The organism is Pseudomonas abietaniphila (genome assembly GCF_039697315.1).
GTDB classification, from domain to species: Bacteria; Pseudomonadota; Gammaproteobacteria; order Pseudomonadales; family Pseudomonadaceae; genus Aquipseudomonas; species Aquipseudomonas abietaniphila_B.
On sequence record NZ_CP155619.1, the window covers coordinates 2,021,412 to 2,040,129 of the forward strand.

The 18,718-nt window shown below is 59.0% G+C and carries 17 protein-coding genes; 4 read left to right on the forward strand and 13 right to left on the reverse strand.

What is annotated here, in order from left to right; all coding sequences use genetic code 11:
* The first annotated feature begins 16 nt into the window (after positions 1-16).
* Complete coding sequence (locus ABDX87_RS08935) at positions 17-1,480, forward strand: diguanylate cyclase (RefSeq protein ID WP_346833471.1); 1,464 nt, start codon at positions 17-19, stop codon at positions 1,478-1,480.
* Positions 1,481-1,546: 66 nt separating this feature from the next.
* On the opposite strand, the gene ABDX87_RS08940 is transcribed toward ABDX87_RS08935, so the two are convergent.
* A complete protein-coding gene (locus ABDX87_RS08940) occupies positions 1,547-2,017 on the reverse strand; it encodes a PA2169 family four-helix-bundle protein (protein ID WP_346832540.1) in 471 nt (156 codons plus the stop codon).
* 232 nt (positions 2,018-2,249) lie between these two features.
* Between ABDX87_RS08940 and ABDX87_RS08945 the strand changes: the two genes are divergently transcribed.
* A complete protein-coding gene (locus ABDX87_RS08945; RefSeq protein WP_346832541.1) occupies positions 2,250-2,513 on the forward strand; it encodes a DUF3820 family protein in 264 nt (87 codons plus the stop codon).
* A 27-nt stretch (positions 2,514-2,540) separates the two neighbouring features.
* Positions 2,541-3,746 (forward strand): aminotransferase class V-fold PLP-dependent enzyme, encoded by a 1,206-nt coding sequence (locus tag ABDX87_RS08950; protein WP_346832542.1) that lies wholly within the window; start codon positions 2,541-2,543, stop codon positions 3,744-3,746.
* A gap of 331 nt (positions 3,747-4,077) precedes the next feature.
* Here ABDX87_RS08950 and ABDX87_RS08955 read toward each other — a convergent pair whose 3' ends face one another.
* The 3 genes from ABDX87_RS08955 to zwf are packed head-to-tail and all read right to left on the reverse strand — an operon-like array spanning position 4,078 to position 6,945.
* Complete coding sequence (locus ABDX87_RS08955) at positions 4,078-4,752, reverse strand: bifunctional 4-hydroxy-2-oxoglutarate aldolase/2-dehydro-3-deoxy-phosphogluconate aldolase (protein WP_074753833.1); 675 nt, start codon at positions 4,750-4,752, stop codon at positions 4,078-4,080.
* 17 nt (positions 4,753-4,769) lie between these two features.
* Positions 4,770-5,489 (reverse strand): 6-phosphogluconolactonase, encoded by a 720-nt coding sequence (gene pgl / locus ABDX87_RS08960; RefSeq protein WP_346832543.1) that lies wholly within the window; start codon positions 5,487-5,489, stop codon positions 4,770-4,772.
* Positions 5,476-6,945, reverse strand: a complete 1,470-nt coding sequence (zwf, locus tag ABDX87_RS08965; protein WP_074753829.1) for a glucose-6-phosphate dehydrogenase — start codon at positions 6,943-6,945, stop codon at positions 5,476-5,478. Before zwf ends, pgl begins: the two co-directional genes overlap by 14 nt.
* 231 nt (positions 6,946-7,176) lie before the next feature.
* Between zwf and ABDX87_RS08970 the strand changes: the two genes are divergently transcribed.
* Positions 7,177-8,046, forward strand: coding sequence for a MurR/RpiR family transcriptional regulator (locus ABDX87_RS08970; protein ID WP_346832544.1), 870 nt, complete (start codon positions 7,177-7,179; stop codon positions 8,044-8,046).
* A 76-nt stretch (positions 8,047-8,122) separates the two neighbouring features.
* Here the strand turns inward: ABDX87_RS08970 and ABDX87_RS08975 are convergent, their stop codons facing one another.
* From ABDX87_RS08975 to ABDX87_RS09015, 9 genes are all read right to left on the reverse strand, one after another.
* Positions 8,123-8,998 (reverse strand): D-hexose-6-phosphate mutarotase, encoded by an 876-nt coding sequence (locus ABDX87_RS08975; protein ID WP_346832545.1) that lies wholly within the window; start codon positions 8,996-8,998, stop codon positions 8,123-8,125.
* A 235-nt stretch (positions 8,999-9,233) separates the two neighbouring features.
* Complete coding sequence (locus ABDX87_RS08980) at positions 9,234-10,589, reverse strand: carbohydrate porin (RefSeq protein ID WP_346832546.1); 1,356 nt, start codon at positions 10,587-10,589, stop codon at positions 9,234-9,236.
* Positions 10,590-10,726: 137 nt separating this feature from the next.
* The gene (locus tag ABDX87_RS08985) at positions 10,727-11,887 is read right to left on the reverse strand and encodes an ABC transporter ATP-binding protein (RefSeq protein WP_346832547.1); all 1,161 of its coding nucleotides are present in this window, start codon (positions 11,885-11,887) and stop codon (positions 10,727-10,729) included.
* Between the two features lie 2 nt (positions 11,888-11,889).
* Positions 11,890-12,735, reverse strand: a complete 846-nt coding sequence (locus tag ABDX87_RS08990; RefSeq protein WP_062384370.1) for a carbohydrate ABC transporter permease — start codon at positions 12,733-12,735, stop codon at positions 11,890-11,892.
* Positions 12,728-13,636, reverse strand: coding sequence for a carbohydrate ABC transporter permease (locus ABDX87_RS08995; RefSeq protein WP_081565381.1), 909 nt, complete (start codon positions 13,634-13,636; stop codon positions 12,728-12,730). Before ABDX87_RS08995 ends, ABDX87_RS08990 begins: the two co-directional genes overlap by 8 nt.
* A 164-nt stretch (positions 13,637-13,800) precedes the next feature.
* Positions 13,801-15,087: an ABC transporter substrate-binding protein gene (locus tag ABDX87_RS09000; RefSeq protein ID WP_346832548.1), complete on the reverse strand. Its 1,287-nt coding sequence runs from the start codon at positions 15,085-15,087 to the stop codon at positions 13,801-13,803.
* A 314-nt stretch (positions 15,088-15,401) separates the two neighbouring features.
* A complete protein-coding gene (locus ABDX87_RS09005; protein WP_346832549.1) occupies positions 15,402-16,862 on the reverse strand; it encodes an ATP-binding protein in 1,461 nt (486 codons plus the stop codon).
* A 6-nt stretch (positions 16,863-16,868) separates the two neighbouring features.
* Complete coding sequence (locus ABDX87_RS09010) at positions 16,869-17,606, reverse strand: response regulator (RefSeq protein WP_062384381.1); 738 nt, start codon at positions 17,604-17,606, stop codon at positions 16,869-16,871.
* A gap of 157 nt (positions 17,607-17,763) precedes the next feature.
* A complete protein-coding gene (locus ABDX87_RS09015; RefSeq protein ID WP_431061245.1) occupies positions 17,764-18,717 on the reverse strand; it encodes a glucokinase in 954 nt (317 codons plus the stop codon).
* Between the last annotated feature and the right edge of the window lies 1 nt (position 18,718).

Genomic DNA, 18,718 nt, shown 5'->3' on the forward strand with positions numbered 1-18,718 from the left:
ATCACGCTCGGAAAGAATGCTGCTGCCCGGCAGCGTGCTGGCAGTGGTGGCGATTCTGGCAATCGTCACGTCACTGTTGATTCGCGAATACAGCACCGCGACCGAGTCCGCCGTGCGCGCGGCCAATAACGTGGTGCAGCTGATCGATGCCGATGTGCAACGCAATGCCGATCTGTACGACACCTCGCTGCTGGGCATGATCGCCACGTGGCAGCAACCGGAAGTGCTGTCGATTTCTCCGGCTTTGCGCCAGCAGGTGATGTTTGATCGCTCCACTGCAGCCCCGTACAAAGGTGATCTGGTCGTTCTGGATGAAACAGGGGCGATCGTTGCCGATTCGGTGTCGGTGATACCCCGTAAGGATAATTTTTCCGACCTCGCCAGCTTCGCCAGGCACCGAGAGGATCCGTCCCTTGCACTGCGAGTGGACGGCCCCTTTAAAGCGCGCTGGGGTTTCAAGGACTGGCGCATCAGTTTCAGCCGGCGCATCCCCTCCCCCGATGGCCGCTTTGTCGGCATCGTGGCGGCCTCAATGCGATTGGCTTACTTCCACCGGTTGTTTAGAGGGCTGGATGTCGGGCAGAAAGGAACCATCAACCTGGTCACTGCAGACGGCATCATGCTCGCACGAGAACCCGAGCAGACCGTGCGCACGTACATCGGTCAGGACTTCAGCCAGCGCGCTAACTTTCAGCGCATTTTGAAAGAGGTCAATGGCAGCTTTACCGCCATCTCGGACCTGGACGGCCAACGGCGGATGTACACGTTTTCTAGAGTGGGCGACCTACCCTTGATCGTCGTCATCGCGCAGTCGCAGGATGAGGTGTACGCACTCTGGAGACACAATGCGCTGCTCGTGATGGGGGCAACCGGCCTGCTGTGCCTGGGCATTCTGTGGCTGTCCTGGCTGCTGAGCAAACAGCTGCGTTTAAGACATCTTGCCGAACGGGAGCTGGCCGAGTTGGCGGCCACCGACGGGTTGACCGGGCTGGCCAATCGGCGTCGACTGGATGCGATCTTCAAACAGGAATGGGCGCGCAGCATTCGGTCGGAAAGGCCGATCTCGGTACTCATGATCGACGTCGACCATTTCAAGGCATTCAATGATCGACACGGCCATCACGGTGGTGACATTGCACTGCGCAATGTTGCGAAAACCCTGGAGGCCAGCATCCGCCGTCCCGGCGACGTCGCGGCCCGTTATGGCGGTGAAGAATTTCTGGTGGTGCTGCCCGAAACCGATTTGACGGGCGCCAGGCTGCTTGCGGAGCAGATCAGGCAGGCGATCGAAGCATTACCGCCGCTGAGTGAAGATGGGCATCCCATTACCGTCAGTATTGGCGCCGCGTCCGCACGGCCAGAAGCCGGGGATCAACAGGCCAGGCTTTTCAGTGAAGCGGATCAGGCGCTTTACCACGCCAAAAGCAGGGGTCGCAATCGGGTGGAAAGCAATGCAGAGGAACCGTCGGCTTCTCACTGAAGCAGGCGATTCCACCAGACAAAAAAAACGCCAGACAAGCTGGCGTTTTTTAGCAGTGCTGACGGATCAGCTAGCGCGACGCACGGAGTCACGCAGCGCTTTTACTTTGTCGTGGTTCGCCTGCACACCTGTCAGCTGACGCTGAATCAGGCTGGTGACGTTGACCGGCAGATTCTTTTCGACCGCCTTCTGCGACGCTTCTTTGTAAGCTTTCAGCGCGTGATCTTCGCCGCGCTCGACTTCATTCAGTACGGCCTCATCGCTTTTGCCGGTGACGGCAGCTTTCAGCTCGACCCACAGGCGGTGCAAGCCGCCGGTTGCGCTGGAAGAGTCATCCGGATCACCGCCGAGCGCGCGTACTTCGGCCTGAAGCTCCGCAACAGCGGACTTGCACTCAGAAGAGCGGGAAAGGAAGTACGCTTTGATTTCAGGGTTCTTGATATCTTCAGCGGCAGTGTGAAAGCCTTTTTCGCCGTCAATGCTGGTCTCGATCAGATCATTCAGTACCGAGATCGCTTCTTTGTTGATATCTGTCATTTTGCAGTTCCTTTCTGGCAGGTTAATCGAAGAGTTAGTTTGGATAAACACTCGATATAAGGAGTGTTGCAGCCGTCGTGCCAGATTTTTATAAAGATAATATTCTTATTTATCAGACACTTATAAAGTTCAAGATACAGTGATGTCTCGCGTTCTGCATGATCTGTAGGTTGGCGTACATGCAGAATGCACGTATCGTTCAAGTTCATTGAAAAAGACCAACGGCGGCGCCATGAATCCCGAGAAACTCAAGTTGTTGGTGACGCGCGAGATGCCTTACGGCAAATACAAGGGGCGGCTGCTCGCCGACTTGCCAGGCGATTACTTGAACTGGTTCGCCCGCAAGGGTTTCCCGGCCGGCGAGTTGGGCAGTCTGCTTGCGCTGATGCACGAGGTCGATCACAACGGCCTGTCGGGCTTGCTGGATCCGCTGAGAACCCGCCCCCGTGAACCGTTACGTGAAAGCCCGTTGAAAACACCTATTCGCTTCACCTGATTTTCTTCCCAACGAACGAGGGGCCTGATGAACAGTGTTCACCCTGCTGGAGTGGAATCGGCAATCGAACGAGCCCGCGATGAGTCTTTTTGGCGAGACGTTGCGCACCAATATGATGTAGAGCCGGGCCCGATCAACTTTGAACACGGCTACTTCGGGCGAATGACCCGCGAGGTACTGAACACGTACGAACAGCATCTGGCGTATGTGAACCGTAGCAACTCGGTGTATGTACGCCAGCGCTTCGATACGCACGACAGCGAAGTGATTCGTGCCGATCTGGCGACGCTGCTCGGTGTACCGACGGAAGAAATCGCCCTCACCCGCTGCGCATCAGAGTCGTTGCAATCGCTGATACGCAACTACAACGGCCTGAAGCCCGGTGACCAGGTACTGATCAGCGACCTGGATTACAACAGCGTGCAGACCGCCATGCGTTGGCTCGAAAAAACACGCGGCGTGCAGGTGATAGAGATCACCCACGCGCACCCTGCCAGTTACGAGTCCCTGCTGCAGACCTATCGCGACACCTTCGCGGCCCACCCACGGCTCAAGTTGATGGCCCTGACCCATGTCACCCATCGCACGGGACTGGTGATGCCGGTGCAGGCGATTGCACGCGCAGCGGCAGAACAGGGCATCGATGTGATTCTCGACGGCGCCCATGCGCTGGGCCAGCTGGATTTCAACCTGGCGGACCTGGGCGTAGCCTTCGCTGGCTTCAATTTGCAGAAATGGATGGGCGCGCCGCTAAGCCTGGGTTTCATTCATGTCAGGAAAGAAAGGCTGTCTGCCATCGATCCCGACATGGGCGACAAGCGTTACGCAGCTGACGACATTCTGGGCCTTGCGCCTTACGGCACGCCGAACATTCCGGCGCTGATGACGCTGACCAAGGTGTTTGAAGAGCACCGTGCGATGGGCGGCTCGGCTGTGAAGGGGGCTCGCCTGGCATACCTGCGAGACCTGTGGGTACGCGAAGCGCGCACGGTGGAAGGCATTGAAGTGCTTACCCCGGATGATCCGCGCCTTTATTGCGGCATCACCTCGTTTCGCTTCACCCGCCACCACGACCAGCCGCTCATGACGCAAAGACTGCTGGACGAGCACGGAATCTTCGCCGTAGCGCGTAATGGCTCGGCGTGTGGCCCATGCATCCGGATCACACCCGGCTTTATCACTTCAGCCAGTGATGTCGAACACCTGACGAGCGCGTTGCGCGCGTTGGCATGATGCTCTGAGAGGCCCCGGCGAGCGGGCAAAAAAAAGCGGCGCCCCCGGATGGAGGTGCCGCCAAAGAGCTTCATGGAAAAAGCGAACTAACAAAGGAAGTGCAAAGATACGCTCCCGATCTGGCTCGACTGCGGTACATATTTATAGCCCCCGAAAAAAGAGCAAAAAAAACGGCGCTCCCGACCAAGGAGCACCGTCAAATAGCCATGCAACAACGACTTCTGTAGCGGCGCCCCAAGGCGCTGAATTCATCATCTGGTGATGATTAGATCAGCTCCGTCATGAACCGGAGCTGTCGAAGATCGATCATTGGGGCGTTCGAATCATTCAATCAATCGAACAGCGCGATCGCCTCGGCGGTGGCATCGGTGATACGACCCCAATCGCCGCTCTTCACCCAGGCGTTGTCGATCATCCAGGTGCCGCCTACGCACATCACGTTTGGCTGCGCCATGTAGTTCTTCAGGTTGGCGGCGCTGACACCACCAGTCGGGCAGAAACGCACTTCCGGAAATGGACCGCCCAACGCTTTGATCGCGCCGACGCCGCCGCTGATTTCAGCCGGGAACAGCTTGAAGCGGCGATAGCCCAAGGCGTAACCGATCATGATCTCCGATGCGCTGCTGATGCCCGGCAGCAGAGGCAGTTCGCTCTGAGCGCCGGCTTCGAGCAGATCCTGCGTGCTGCCAGGCGTGACGATGAACTGCGAACCGGCTTCTTCTGCTGCCTTGAGCATGTGGCGGTCGAGAATGGTGCCAGCACCGACACTCAGTTCAGGACGCGCATCGCGCAGCATGCGAATGGCCTTGAGGCCGAATTCGGAACGCAGGGTGATTTCCAGCGCGTTCAGGCCGCCTGCCGCCAGCGCATCGGCCAGCGGCAGCACGTCCTGTTCGCGCGCAATGGTGATGACCGGCAGAATCTTTGCTTTTTTGCAGAGTTCGTCGATCTGGGCAATCTTGCTCGCCATGCTATTCAACGGCTGTTTCACTTGGGTATTTTCCATGGCGGCTGATCCTTTGCTTATGGGCACCAGTAAATCTCTAAAGACGGGTTAAGGAACGCACGCACCGGCATTTCGGCGAGGTCATCGCCCGCCAGCGCCTTGCGCAGGGTTTCCAGTTTCGCCTGCCCGGAAATGGACAGGATCGGTGTCGTTGCCGACGCCAACAGGGACCGCGTCATGGTCAGACGCTGATGAGGGATGCTCGGCGCAAGCATTGGCAGGCAGCGACGCTCGCTGCTCAGATCCAGCGCTTCGGCCAGGTTCGGGCTGTCGGGAAACAGCGACGCCGTATGGCCATCGTCGCCCATGCCCAATACCAGCACGTCGATTTTCGGCAGCTCCTTGAGCGCTTCATCCGTCGCGGCCGCAGCCTCGTCCAGCGTCGTAGTCGGACGATAGAGGCTGAAAAAACCGGCCTGCGCTGCCGGCCCTTGAAAGAGGTAACGCTTGAGCAGACCGGCATTGCTGTCGGCGTGTTCGGTCGGCACCCAGCGCTCGTCGGCCAGACTGATGCAGACCTTCGACCACTGGATCGGCTTCTGCGCCAGCGCCTGAAAGAATGCCACGGGACTTTTGCCCCCGGACACCACCAGCGTCGCGACGCCGTGCGGGTTATGGGCAATGGCCGCCGACAGACGCTCGGCCACATGGTCAGCCAGCGCGTTGGCCAGCCCTTCAGGGTTATCGAATTCGCTGGTTTTCAGGCCAGCCGGAAATTCAAGTTCACATATCGCCATACCAGGACCTCCCGTCACGAGTAATGAGCGCAATGGAACTCATCGGCCCCCAGGAGCCAGCGGCATAAGGCTTGGGCGCATCGCCCGCCTTCTTCCAGCCTGCAATCAGCTGGTCGCACCATTGCCACGCATACTCGATCTCATCTTTGCGGACAAACAGGTTTTGATTGCCACGCATGACCTCCAACAACAACCGCTCGTAGGCGTCCGGAATACGGGCGCTGCGGTAAGCGTCGGAGAAGCTCAGTTGCAAGGGGTTGCTGCGCAGTTGCATACCTTTATCCAGCCCCTGATCCTTGGTCATCACTTGCAGCGAAATACCTTCATCAGGCTGCAGGCGAATGATCAGACGGTTGCTGATCTGCATCCGTTGTTCCGGGGCGAAGATGTAGTGCGGCGGTTCCTTGAAGTGGATCACGATCTGCGACAACTTCTGCGGCATGCGTTTGCCGGTACGCAGATAGAACGGAACCCCCGCCCAGCGCCAGTTACGGATATCGGCACGAATGGCAACAAACGTTTCGGTGTCGCTCTGGGTGTTGGAGTTTTCCTCTTCCAGATAACCGGGAACCGGTTTGCCTTCGCTGTAACCGGCGATGTACTGCCCGCGCACCACTTGGGTTGCAAGGCGTTCCGGGGTGAACGGCGCCAGTGCCTTGAGCACCTTGACCTTCTCATCACGGATACTGTCGGCGGACAGGTCGCTGGGCGGGTCCATCGCAATCAGGCAAAGCAGTTGCAACAGGTGGTTCTGAATCATGTCGCGCAGCTGGCCAGCCTGGTCGAAATACCCCCAACGCCCCTCGATGCCTACTTTCTCCGCCACCGTAATCTCGACGTGGGAAATGTAGTTCTGGTTCCATTGGGTTTCGAACAGGCTGTTGGCAAACCGCAGCGCGATGAGGTTCTGAACGGTGTCTTTGCCCAGATAGTGGTCGATCCGATACACGCGGTTTTCCGGGAAAAACTTGGCGACGGCATCGTTGACCCGACGCGAAGACGCCAGATCATGACCGATCGGCTTCTCCAGCACCGCGCGCGTGCGGTCGGCCAGGCCGACCCGCGCCAGGTTTTCGCAGATCCCGCCATAGACCGAGGCCGGGGTGGCGAAGTACGCGATCATCGTCTGCGCATCGCCCACGGCTTCAGCGAGCGCGACGTAATCATCGCCCCTGAGGAAATCCACGTGCAGGTAGCTCAGGCGCGCCTGAAAACGCTCCACGTGTTCACTCTCGAGCTGAACCTCCGGTACAAAGCGGCGCAGGTTTTTATCGATGTAAGCCAGATGCTCCTCTGGAGTACCCGGCTCACGCGCCAAGGCAAGGATTCGGGTCTCGGCATGCAGGAGTCCGGCACGGTCCAGCTGGTACAACGCGGGAAACAGTTTGCGCACCGCCAGGTCGCCCAAGGCGCCGAACAAGGCAAATGTGCACGGTTCAACCGTAATCGAGAGCATAATGTTGGTTCTTTTATCAAGTTAGGCTACAAATACCTTTTTTAAAGGCGTTACTCAAGGCCAAATGTAGTAATAACCACAACATTTCTTTGAAAACCACATTACAGTGGTGATCACCACAGGCCCTCAGTACGATAGGCCACCTTTGCTACAGGCTAAAGGCCCTGATGCATACCTTTTTAATAAAGGCCCTCAGATCAGCCTGTTACAGCTTCACGAGAAGGACTTTGAATGGACCGCGTACGCAATCTTCTGGAGCAGATCCAGAGTCGTCTTGAAGAATTGAACAAGGCCGAGCGCAAGGTGGCCGAGGTGATCCTCACCAACCCTCAGCAGGCCACGCGCTTCAGTATTGCCGCGCTGGCCCAGGCCGCGAAGGTCAGTGAGCCCACTGTCAATCGCTTCTGCCGCTCGTTCGATGTCAGTGGCTATCCCGAACTCAAGCTGCAATTGGCGCAGAGCCTGGCCAGCGGCGCCGCCTACGTCAGCCGCGCGGTTGAAGCCGATGATAATCCGGAAGCCTATACACGCAAGATTTTCGCCAGCGCCATCGCGTCACTGGACAGTGTCTGCCAGGTGCTCGATCCGAACCTGATCAGCAAGGCCGTTGACCTGTTGATCCAGGCGCGTCAGATCCACTTCTTCGGGCTGGGTGCCTCGGCCCCGGTGGCGCTGGACGCCCAGCACAAATTCTTCCGCTTCAATCTGGCGGTCACGGCTCATGCCGATGTGCTGGTGCAGCGCATGCTGGCTTCTGTGGCGCACACGGGTGAGCTGTTCGTGATCATTTCCTACACCGGCCGCACGCGCGAACTGGTGGAAGTGGCGCGCATTGCGCGGGAAAACGGCGCGTCGGTGCTCGGGCTGACCGCAGCGGATTCGCCACTGGCCAAAGCCAGCACCTTGAGTCTGAATATCCCGCTGCCCGAAGACACCGACATTTATATGCCGATGACGTCGCGGATCGTTCAGTTGACCGTGCTGGATGTCCTCGCCACCGGCATGACCCTTCGCCGCGGCGTCGACTTCCAGCCGCACCTGCGCAAGATCAAGGAAAGCCTCAATGCCAGCCGTTATCCGGCGGATGATGAGTTGAATTGAGGGGTTGGCTTGGGACTTGTTTGAAGCCCTTAGGTGTTGGCTTTGGGCTTCAGAGTAACCAACCTTAAGCCAACCCCTAATGCACCAACCTCGCCTGCAAACTCACCCGCGCCTGCTGCCCCGGCGCAAGGCTCAGGCAGTCGTCGACGCCCGACACGGCCTCGACCCGCAGGAATCCCATCGCTTCATTGCCCGCCACGCCCAGCAAGGGTCGGCTGCCAGGATGCCAGACCGCCGTGCTAATGCTGTCGCGGGTGTCGATGTTTAAACGTCGCTGCCAGGCATCGTCGTGCAGTTGCAGCGAACCGGCATGCTCGAAGACTCGCTGACAGCTGCCCAGCACCCTCAATTCACCCTTCTGCTCACAGGCACTGCGACTGATTTCGTCATAGCCCTGAACGCCATCGAGGCCCTCCAGTGCAACCTCTGCGATGTCGCTTATGCGCCAGTAGGCGTGCAGGGCATGACCGAACTGACAAGGCTCGCTGTCTTCGTGTTGCGTCTCCAGACGCAAGTCCATGCTCTGGCCTAATTCGGCGTAGAGATCGGCCTGCCAGTCCCACAACGACAAGCGCCAATGCAGCGAAACGCCGGCATCGTGCTCCTGGCTCTCGATCAGCTTCCAGTCGAGCAGACGTCCCCATCCGTTGGCGGGCCAGCCGCCTTCGCCGGGATGACGCCCGACCCATGGCCAGCACACCGGCACGCCGCCGCGAATCGCCCCGACCTGCGGCCACTGCGCCGCGCACCACAGCCACGGCTTTTGACCGGTCGGTTGGAAATGCAGCAGCTGCCCTCCCTGACGGCTGAACACGGCCTGACATAGGGGGTGATTGATCACCAGCACGTCACGCTGCTGGTAACGCTCCCACTGAAAGGTCGGCTGAGGTCGGACCGAGGTATAAAAGCGCTGAAGAGGATGCTCCAGCGATTCTGAGTCCCTGATAGCCATTACTGTTCAAGTCCGGATAGTGGGTTCGATGGTTCTTTGCAGAAGCGCGCTGCTACAAGGGAAACACCTGCACACCCACTTCATCATCAATAAAAAAACGCTCCGGATCCGGAGCAATTACCACACAAAAAAACGGGCAGCTGAGCTGCCCGTAAAGCACACACGACCCTTGATCGTTTGTGAAGCACATCAGAGAGCGATGTGCGGAGGAGCGGTCCGCACAACGGTGTAGCGATTAGAACTTGGACTGAATCTTGATACCTGCAACCAGTGCGTTCTGGACTTCGTCCACACCGCCCGGGCTCTTCACGTATTGCAGGTTAGGACGCACGGTCAGCCAGTCGGTGACATGCACGCCGTAGTAGATTTCCGAGTTGTATTCGGTCTTCTGGATAGGCAGGAAGTTCGGGTTGTCGTAGTCGTCGATACCGTTGACGGCGTTGACCAGGCGACGGTTGTCCTGAGCATCGTCGTTGACGTGAATACGAGCGACACCGATGCCGATGTCATCCTTCGGACGCGCATCGAACGGGCCTTTGTAGACGAAACCGATCTGCTGATAGTTGTCGACGAAGTTGGTGGCTTTGTCATGCACAGTGGCGTTGGCGAAGATGCTCAGACCACGGGATGCGTCACCGTTGTGGCTGGTCAGCTGTTGCTGAGCCACGACCCACCAGCCGTGCTTGTCCTTGTGAGACTTGAAGTCACCGCCAGCAATGGCTTGAGGCTGACCATTCTCGTTCTCGTAGAGATCATCGGCGCTCGGGCTGCTCACGTAGTAACCCAGACGGTACTCGCCAGGCAGCGAGTTGACGTTCGGCGACCACACGACTTCAACCGGAACCACGGTGCCTTTGGCGCCGCTGCCGCTGAGTTTGAAGCTGTTGCCGGTTTCCAGGTACGAAGGGTTCTGCTCGTAGACACCGATCTGGGCGAAGACTTCAGGCGTGATGTTGTACTTCACGCGCAGCGCCCACTGGCTGACTGGCCAGTTGTACCAGGTGTTTACGTAGTTACCCACTTGCGAGCCGCAGAACGACAGGTTCTGGAAGTCGCAAGGGAAGCTGTTGAAGTCCTCGCCCTCACCGAAACGACCGACCTTGATGTCCAGGGCGCCGTCGAAGTACTTCTGCTTGACCCACATCTGCGTCAGACGCCAGGTCTGACCACGACCCCAGACTTCCTGTGAAGAACTGAGAGTGCCGGCACGAGGGTCGCCGATACGGTCGTTGGAAATGTTGTTACCGCTACGCTCGGTGATCGCCAGCTTGAATTCCGCATCATGCCAACCGAGGATTTTCTGCAGATCCATCTGCACGCCGAACGCGAACTGATCGCTGTAACGGCCGGTTCTGTCGTCGTTGTAACCGCCATTGAGGTTGGAAGCCGCCTCACCCACGTATTCGATAGGGAAGTCGTAACCCTTGTCGTACAGCTCTTGGCGAAGACCGCCCCAGTCGCCGGTAAGGTGTTCGCTGGCTTTGAAAGGCTCCATGGCGGAGGCCGTTCCGGACAGCGACAACGCGCTCAATACCGATAAACCACCGATCAGCTGAAACTGGTTAAGCGATTTGCCTTTTACCTTCTTCATCCCTTAAATCCTCGTTTTATTGTTATTAGCTCTAAACAGCGTTGTAACCACTTGCTTCGTGTGCCTGACGGGCCTTTTTTACGGCAGAAATCGACCCGTCAGAAGTGCTCGTTGACGCAGTGCACCCGCGTGCGGAATCAGTTGCGGTTAAGCCGCGTGACGTTCCCCATGCTTTCAGCGGACAGCGACGTTCCCAACGCGCCCAGACGTTCGCCAGTCTTGGCGTCGAACAGCAACACCTTGCTCGGGTCGAACTGCAGGGTCAGGGTTTCACCCACCGCTGGCGCGACATCCGGCGCCAGACGGCAACAAACCTTGCTCTCGTTCAGCGTGACAAATACCAGCGTGTCGGGCCCCGTCGGCTCGGTGACCTGCACTTCAGCGCGAATGGTCGGCGTCCCCGCATTTTCACCGGACGCTAACACGATCTGTTCCGGACGAAGGCCCAGAATCACCTCACGGTCTTCGAGTCCTGCGTCGCTCATGCTCATCGGCAATTCGCAACGTGCCTGACCGCTGTCCAGCAACGCCACCAGACGCCCTTCCTTGCGTTGCAGGCGCAGCGGAATGAAGTTCATCGGCGGCGAACCGATGAAGCTGGCGACAAACAGGTTCGCGGGATCGTTGTAGATCTGTTTCGGCGTACCGAACTGCTGAATGATGCCGTCCTTCATGACCGCCACTTTGTCGCCCAGGGTCATGGCCTCGATCTGATCGTGGGTCACGTAGACGGTGGTGGTCTTGAGGCGCTGATGCATCAGCTTCATTTCGGTGCGCATCTCGACGCGCAGCTTGGCGTCGAGGTTGGACAGGGGTTCGTCGAACAGGTAGATCTTCGGACGACGCGCCAGTGCACGACCCATGGCAACGCGCTGCTGCTGGCCACCGGACAGCTGACCCGGCTTGCGATTGAGCAGGTGTTCGATCTGCAGCAGCTTGGCGACGCGGGCGACTTCTTCGTCGATAGCCGACTGGCTCATCTTGCGAATCTTGAGGCCGAATTCGATGTTCTCGCGCACGCTCATGGTCGGGTACAGCGCGTAGGACTGAAACACCATGGCGATGTCGCGATCTTTCGGACTCATGCCGCTGACGTCCTGATCGCCGATCATGATCGCGCCGCCGGTAATGTTTTCCAGACCCGCGATGCAGTTCATCAGGGTGGACTTACCGCAGCCCGAAGGACCGACCAGGATCAGGAATTCGCCATCCTTGATCGACAGTTCGATGTTCTTCAGGGTGTCCGGCAGGCCGGCCCCGTAAGTCTTGTTTACATTGCGAAGTTCAAGCGTTGCCATGATTACCCCTTGACTGCGCCGGCCGTCAGCCCGCGCACGAAATACTTGCCTGCGACCACATAGACCAGCAGGGTCGGCAGACCCGCGATCATTGCCGCCGCCATGTCCACGTTGTATTCCTTGACGCCCGTACTGGTGTTGACCAGGTTGTTCAGGGCCACGGTGATGGGCTGCGAATCGCCGCTGGAAAACACCACACCGAACAGGAAGTCGTTCCAGATCTGCGTGAACTGCCAGATCAGGCAGACCATGATGATCGGGGTCGACATCGGCAGAATGATCCGCCGGAAGATCGTGAAGAAGCCTGCACCGTCCAGACGCGCGGCCTTGACCAGCGCATCGGGAATGCTGACGTAGTAGTTACGGAAGAACAGCGTGGTGAACGCCAGACCATAGACCACGTGGACGAACACCAGACCGGTCGTAGTGCTGGCCAGGCCCATCTTGCCGAGCGTGAACGACGCTGGCAGCAGAACGGTCTGGAACGGCAGGAAGCAGCCGAACAGCAGCAGACCGAAGAACATCTGCGAGCCGCGGAAGCGCCACATCGACAGCACGTAGCCGTTCAACGCACCGATCGCCGTTGAGATCAGCACCGCCGGAACGGTGATCATGATCGAGTTCCAGAAATAGCCTTTTACGGTAGCCCATGCCTTGATCCAGCCGATGCCGGTAACTTCGGTTGGCCAGCTCAGCAGGTTGCCGCTGCCGATGTCTTCGGGCGATTTGAAACTGGTCAGCAACATCACCACCAGCGGAATCAGGTAAATCAGCACCGCGCCGATGAGCACGGCATAGATCGCGATCCGGCTCAGGCTGATGGAAGGTTTGGCGGCGAGACTAGTCATTGCGCTTGGTCCTCAGCTCGGAATACAGGTAAGGCACGAGGATGGCGAGAATCGCACCGAGCATCAGAATCGCACTGGCCGAGCCCATACCCATCTGGCCACGGCTGAAGGTGAACGAGTACATGAACATCGCCGGCAGGTCGGACGAGTAACCCGGACCGCCAGCGGTCATGGCCGCCACCAGGTCAAAACTCTTGATCGCGATGTGCGCCAGGATCATCACTGCACTGAAGAACACCGGACGCAGGCTTGGCAGCACCACTTTCCAGTAGATCTTCGGCATGCTTGCGCCGTCGATCTGCGCGGCGCGGATGATCGACTGGTCAACGCCACGCAAGCCCGCCAGGAACATCGCCATGATGAAGCCCGAGGCCTGCCAGACGGCAGCGATCACCAGGCAATAGACGACACGATCAGGATCGATGAGCCAGTCCAGACGGAAGCCTTCCCAGCCCCAGTCACGCAGCAGTTTGTCCAGGCCCATGCCCGGGTTGAGCAGCCATTTCCAGGCCGTACCGGTGACGATCATCGAAAGCGCCATCGGGTACAGGTAAATGGTGCGGATGAAACCTTCGCGGCGGATGCGCTGATCGAGGAACACCGCCAGCATTACGCCAACCACCAGACTGATGCCGATGAACATGCCACCGAACACCGCCAGATTCTTGCTCGCGACCCACCAGCGGTCGTTGTCGAACAAGCGCGCGTATTGCGCCAGGCCCACGAATTTGTAGGTCGGCAAGAAAGTCGAGTTGGTGAACGACAGAACGAACGTCCACAGGATATAGCCGTAGAAGCCCACCAATACGATGAACATGCTGGGCGCCAGCACCAGTTTGGGTAGCCAGCGCTGCAGTGCATCGAACGGCGAGGCTTTGCTGAACACAGCAACAGAACTCATGGTGAAATCCAGTACAGAAAAATGAAATGCAGAGACCATTTCTGTAGAAGTGACCGGAGTGTCGGTCCATCTTGCTCGCGAATACGGTGTGTCAGGCACAGGTGCATTGACTGACACACCGCAATCGCGGGCAAGCGCGCTCCTACAGACTTTGCTGCTACGCGTTATTTAGCCGACTTGATCGCAGCACCCAGCTTCTTCGCGGCATCGGCCGGATCGGCTTTCGGGTCGTTGATGAAGTTGGTCACGACATCAAAGAACGCGCCTTGAACAGCCAGCGTGGTCGCCATGTTGTGCGCCATGCTTGGTTGCAGGCCGCCGGTCTTGGCGTCTGCGAGGAAGTCCTTGGCAGCAGTCTGGGCACACGAGTCGAAACCGTACTTGCCCATGTCGGCCAGCATGTCGTTACGAACCGGGATCGAGCCCTTGTTGATGCTGAAGACTTTCTGGAAGTTTTCACCCAGAACGACCTTCGCGATGTCCTGCTGACCGGCAGCGGTGCCCGCGTCTTTCTGCTTGAACACGGCGAGGGAGTCGATGTTGTAGGTGAACGCCTTGTCGGTGCCTGGGAAGGCTACGCACTCGTAGTCCTTGCCAGCGACTTTCTTGGCGGCGGTCCATTCGGACTTGGCCCAGTCACCCATGATCTGCATGCCGGCCTTGCCGTTGATGACCTTGGCCGCTTCCAGGTTCCAGTCCTGGCCTTTGCCGTCGACGTCCATGTAGGTGGCGACTTTCTTCAGCTCGGTGAGCGACTTGACCATTTCAGGACCGGTCAGCGCGCCATTGTCCAGATCGACCAGCGCCTTTTTGTAACCGTCAGCGCCCATCACGGACAGTACGACGGCTTCAAAGACGGTGCTGTCCTGCCAAGGCTGGCCACCATGAGCCAGAGGGATGAAGCCTGCCGCTTTGAGCTTGTCGCCCGCTGCGTAGAATTCTTCGAGGGTGGTCGGGGCTTTTTCGATACCGGCTTTCTTGAAGACTTCCGGGTTGATCCACAGCCAGTTAACACGGTGGATGTTCACCGGTACGGCCACGTAATCACCGTCGTACTTCACCGTGTCGGAGACTTTCTTGTCGAGCAGGCTGTCCCACTTTTCCTGCTTGGAAACGTCTTTCAGCACGTCGGTGTCGAGCAGGCCGGTAGAGGCCCATTCCTGGATGTCCGGACCTTTGATCTGGGCGACGCCTGGCGGGTTGCCAGCCACAGCGCGGCTCTTCAAAACGGTCATGGCAGTCGAACCGCCACCGCCGGCGACCGCGCCGTCTTTCCAGGTGAAACCGTCTTTTTCAACCTGGGCCTTGAGCACGTCGACAGCCGCTTTTTCGCCACCGGAAGTCCACCAGTGGACGACTTCGACAGTGCCTTTGGAATCAGCGGCCATGGCGCTCAGAGGGAACAACGAGGCGAGAGAAATGAGTGCTGCGAGACGGGAAATCGAATTCATCTATTTGACCTTTATTGTTGTTATGCATGAGCAAGTCTTGGCGCTTGCGCTGCATGGATTCTAAACAAGCGACTTGGGCGGACGGTAACGAAGGGATGCGCGAGTGTCACTGGATGGTTACATTCAAAAAAAACTAGGTAGAGGCCTGCAACTGTAGGAGCGTGGCTTGTCCCGCGATCGGCGGGGAACCCGCCGTAAAACCGTTGCAGGCGGTGTATCAGGACGGCAAGGACAGGAGGTCTTAAGACGACTACGGACGGCGCGCCCCGACGCAATCGCGGGACAAGCCACGCTCCTACAGGATTTGCGCCAAGCTACTCAACCCCTCGAGGCAGATACAGCGTCACGCGCAAACCGCCCTCGCGCAGATTTTGCAGCGTCACTTCACCGCCGTGACTGTGGGCGATGTTACGGGCGATCCCCAGACCCAGGCCGTAGCCCTGCTGCTGTTTGCCCGCGAGGCGAAAATGCGGCTCGAAGACCTGTTCCAGACGCTGCTCAGGCACACCCGGCCCCTCGTCCTCGACGTGCAGCACGAAGGCCTCGGCATCGTCCTCGACGTACAGGTGCGCTTTGTCGCCGTACTTGATGGCGTTGTCGATCAGGTTGCCCATGCAACGCCTCAACGCCAGAGGCTTGCCGTAGAACATCGACATGGCCTTGCCCTTCAATGTCACGCGCCCGCCACCGTTTGGGCCCAGGTACGGTTCGATCAGGCAATCGAGGGCGTGATTGAGGTCAACCGGCTCGATGTTTTCGTGAATGTCGGTGTCCTTCACGCACTGCAGCGCGCCTTTGACCAGCAGTTCAAGTTCATCGAGATCGCGGGTGAATTTGACCTGCATCTCCTCGTCTTCCAGCAGTTCGACCCGCAAGCGCAGCCGGGTGATGGGTGTGCGCAAGTCGTGAGAAATGGCGCTGAACAACTGCCCGCGTTCGGTCAGGTAGCGGCTGATGCGATCGCGCATGGTGTTGAACGCGCGCGTCACTTCGATCACTTCGCTACCGCCGCCCTCCACCACCGGCTCGACGTCGGCGCCCAGCGACAAGTCCCGCGCAGCACGCGCCAGCCGTTTGAGCGGGCCGCTTTGCCAATGCACCAGCAAGCCGATAAATACCAGCAGGAAGATACTCGTCAGGCCGATGAACCAGACCTGCTGCGACGGCAAGCCTTCTTCCTCAAGCATGGTGTACGGCTCGGGCAACAGTGACGCGATGTACAGCCATTCCCCCGGCGACAGCTCGATCTGAGTCACCAGAACAGGCGGATTCACCGGTTCCAGCGTCAACGCGTAATGCGCCCATGAACGTGGCAGCTCGTCGAGCTTCAGGCCGCTGTTAAAGATGCGCAGGTCTTCCGGGCGGACAAAGCGCACGAGGATGTCCGGGTCAGCGCCCAGATTCTGGCGCAGCACCTGACCGACCACGTTGATCACCGCCGACTTGCGCACGGTCGGCTCCAGCACTTGCATGTCCAGCGGGCGATCGTTGAGCGACACGAAAAAACGCGTCCCGCCCATGCTCCGTAACTGATCGAGCACCAGAGGACGGAACGCGACCGGCAGCGAGCGGAAGTAGCTGACGCTCGCTGACATGGAATAGCCCAGGCTGCGGGCACTGGTGATCAGGCCTTCCATCTGCGTGGCACGCAGTTGGGAAAGCCAGATCAGGCTGGAAAGCGTTTGCGCCAGCAACACGGCCAGCAGGGTCAACAGCAGCATGCGCCCCAGCAATGAGCGCGGTACGGGAAGACGACGCTTTTTCTCGGTCACCATTGGCAATCAGTAGCCGTTGCTGGCTTGCGGCAGCACGTTGGCCGCCAGCAGATAACCACTGCCTCGCACGGTGCGAATCAATCGCGGCGCTTTGCCGGTGTCGCGCAACCGCTGACGCAGGCGGCTCACGGCCATATCGACGATGCGCTCCAGCGGCATCAGCTCACGACCTCGCGTGGCATTGCCGATGGTGTCGCGGTCGAGAATCTGCTGCGGGTTGTCGAGAAACAATTTGAGCAACGCGAAGTCAGCGCCGGAGAGGATCACTTCTTCGCCGTCGTTGTGAAACAGTCGGTGGCTGACCATGTCCAGACGCCACTCATCGAACACCAGCACCTCGCCACCCGCGCGCTCCTGACCGAACTGGGCGCGGCGCAGCAACGCCTTGATGCGCGCCTGGAGTTCACGAGGGCTGAAGGGTTTGGCCATGTAGTCGTCGGCACCGAGTTCCAGGCCGATGACCCGGTCCGCCTCGTCGGAACTGGCGGTGAGCATGATGATCGGCACATGGGGCTGACGCGGATGCTGCCTGACCCAGCGGCACAGGCTGAAACCGTCTTCGTCGGGCAGCATGACGTCGAGAATCAGCAGGTCGCTCGGTTCATCATTGAACGCCTGACGAAACTGGGCACCGTCACCAACGGTACGCACCTGAAAGCCAGAGCGGCTCAGGTAGGCTTGCAGCAATTCACGAATCTCCTGGTCATCGTCGACCACCAGAATCGATTTACTGACAGCGTTCACTTTGGTCGTCCTTGTGGGCACTGAAATTGTTGTTATGGGCACAGATAACACAGTGTAGGAGCGCGCTTGCCCGCGAAGACGGCGGCGAGAACAACGAAATGTCGTCCAGACACATCTTTCGCGGGCAAGCGCGCTCCTACACGTTCGGTTGCAGCTGTCAGCCTTGGGCAGCCAGCGCCTGATCCAACGCCACACCGGCGCCCATCAAGCCCGGGTACTCGGCCGTCACCAGCCACACCGGCACATCCTTGAAGTAATCCTTCATCAGGCCTTTTTCCGCCAGCGCCTTGTTAAAGCCGCTCTGCATGAAAAAGTCGACGAAGCGCGGGATCACACCGCCCGCAATATACACGCCGCCGCGGCCGCCGACGGTCAACACATTGTTGCCCGCGACCCGACCGAGGAATACACAGAACTGTTCGAGTACGGCGCTCGCGACCGGGTCACCCTTGATCGCGGCCGACGTGATGGCGGCCGGCGATTTCAACACCGGCTCGACTTCGTCCAGCGCGCAGCTGACCTGATACAGCAGCAACAGACCTGCACCGCTCAAAATGGTTTCGGCACTCACATGTTCATGCTCGGCCATCAACCGCATCCACAGCATGGCCTCCCGTGGATTGCCGATCGGCAGGTCGACATGGCCGCCCTCGCCCGGCACGGCGGTCCAGTGACTTTCGCCGGTGCGGATCAAGGTGCCGACCCCCAGGCCGGTGCCCGGGCCGATGACCACGCGCGCGCCTTTCGGATCGCCCTTGCCATGACGCACGGTCAGGTACTCGTCGTCACGCAGCCGGGTCATGCCCAGCGCCATGGCTGTGAAGTCGTTGACCATGATCAGGTTGTCGATCTTGAGCGCCGAGCAAAACGCCTGACGGTTGATCTTCCAATGGCTGTTGGTGAAGTGGAAATCGTCACCGGTGACAGGCCCGGCGACCGCCAGACAGATCGAGCCGACGTCGCCCAACTGCAGCTCCAGGTCCTGCAAATAGATCAGCAAGGCCTTCTCGGGACTGGCGTAATCGACCGTCGGGAACACCCGGATCGAATGCAACTGGTCGTCTTCCCAGATGGCAAAACGAGCATTTGTGCCGCCGATATCACCCACCATC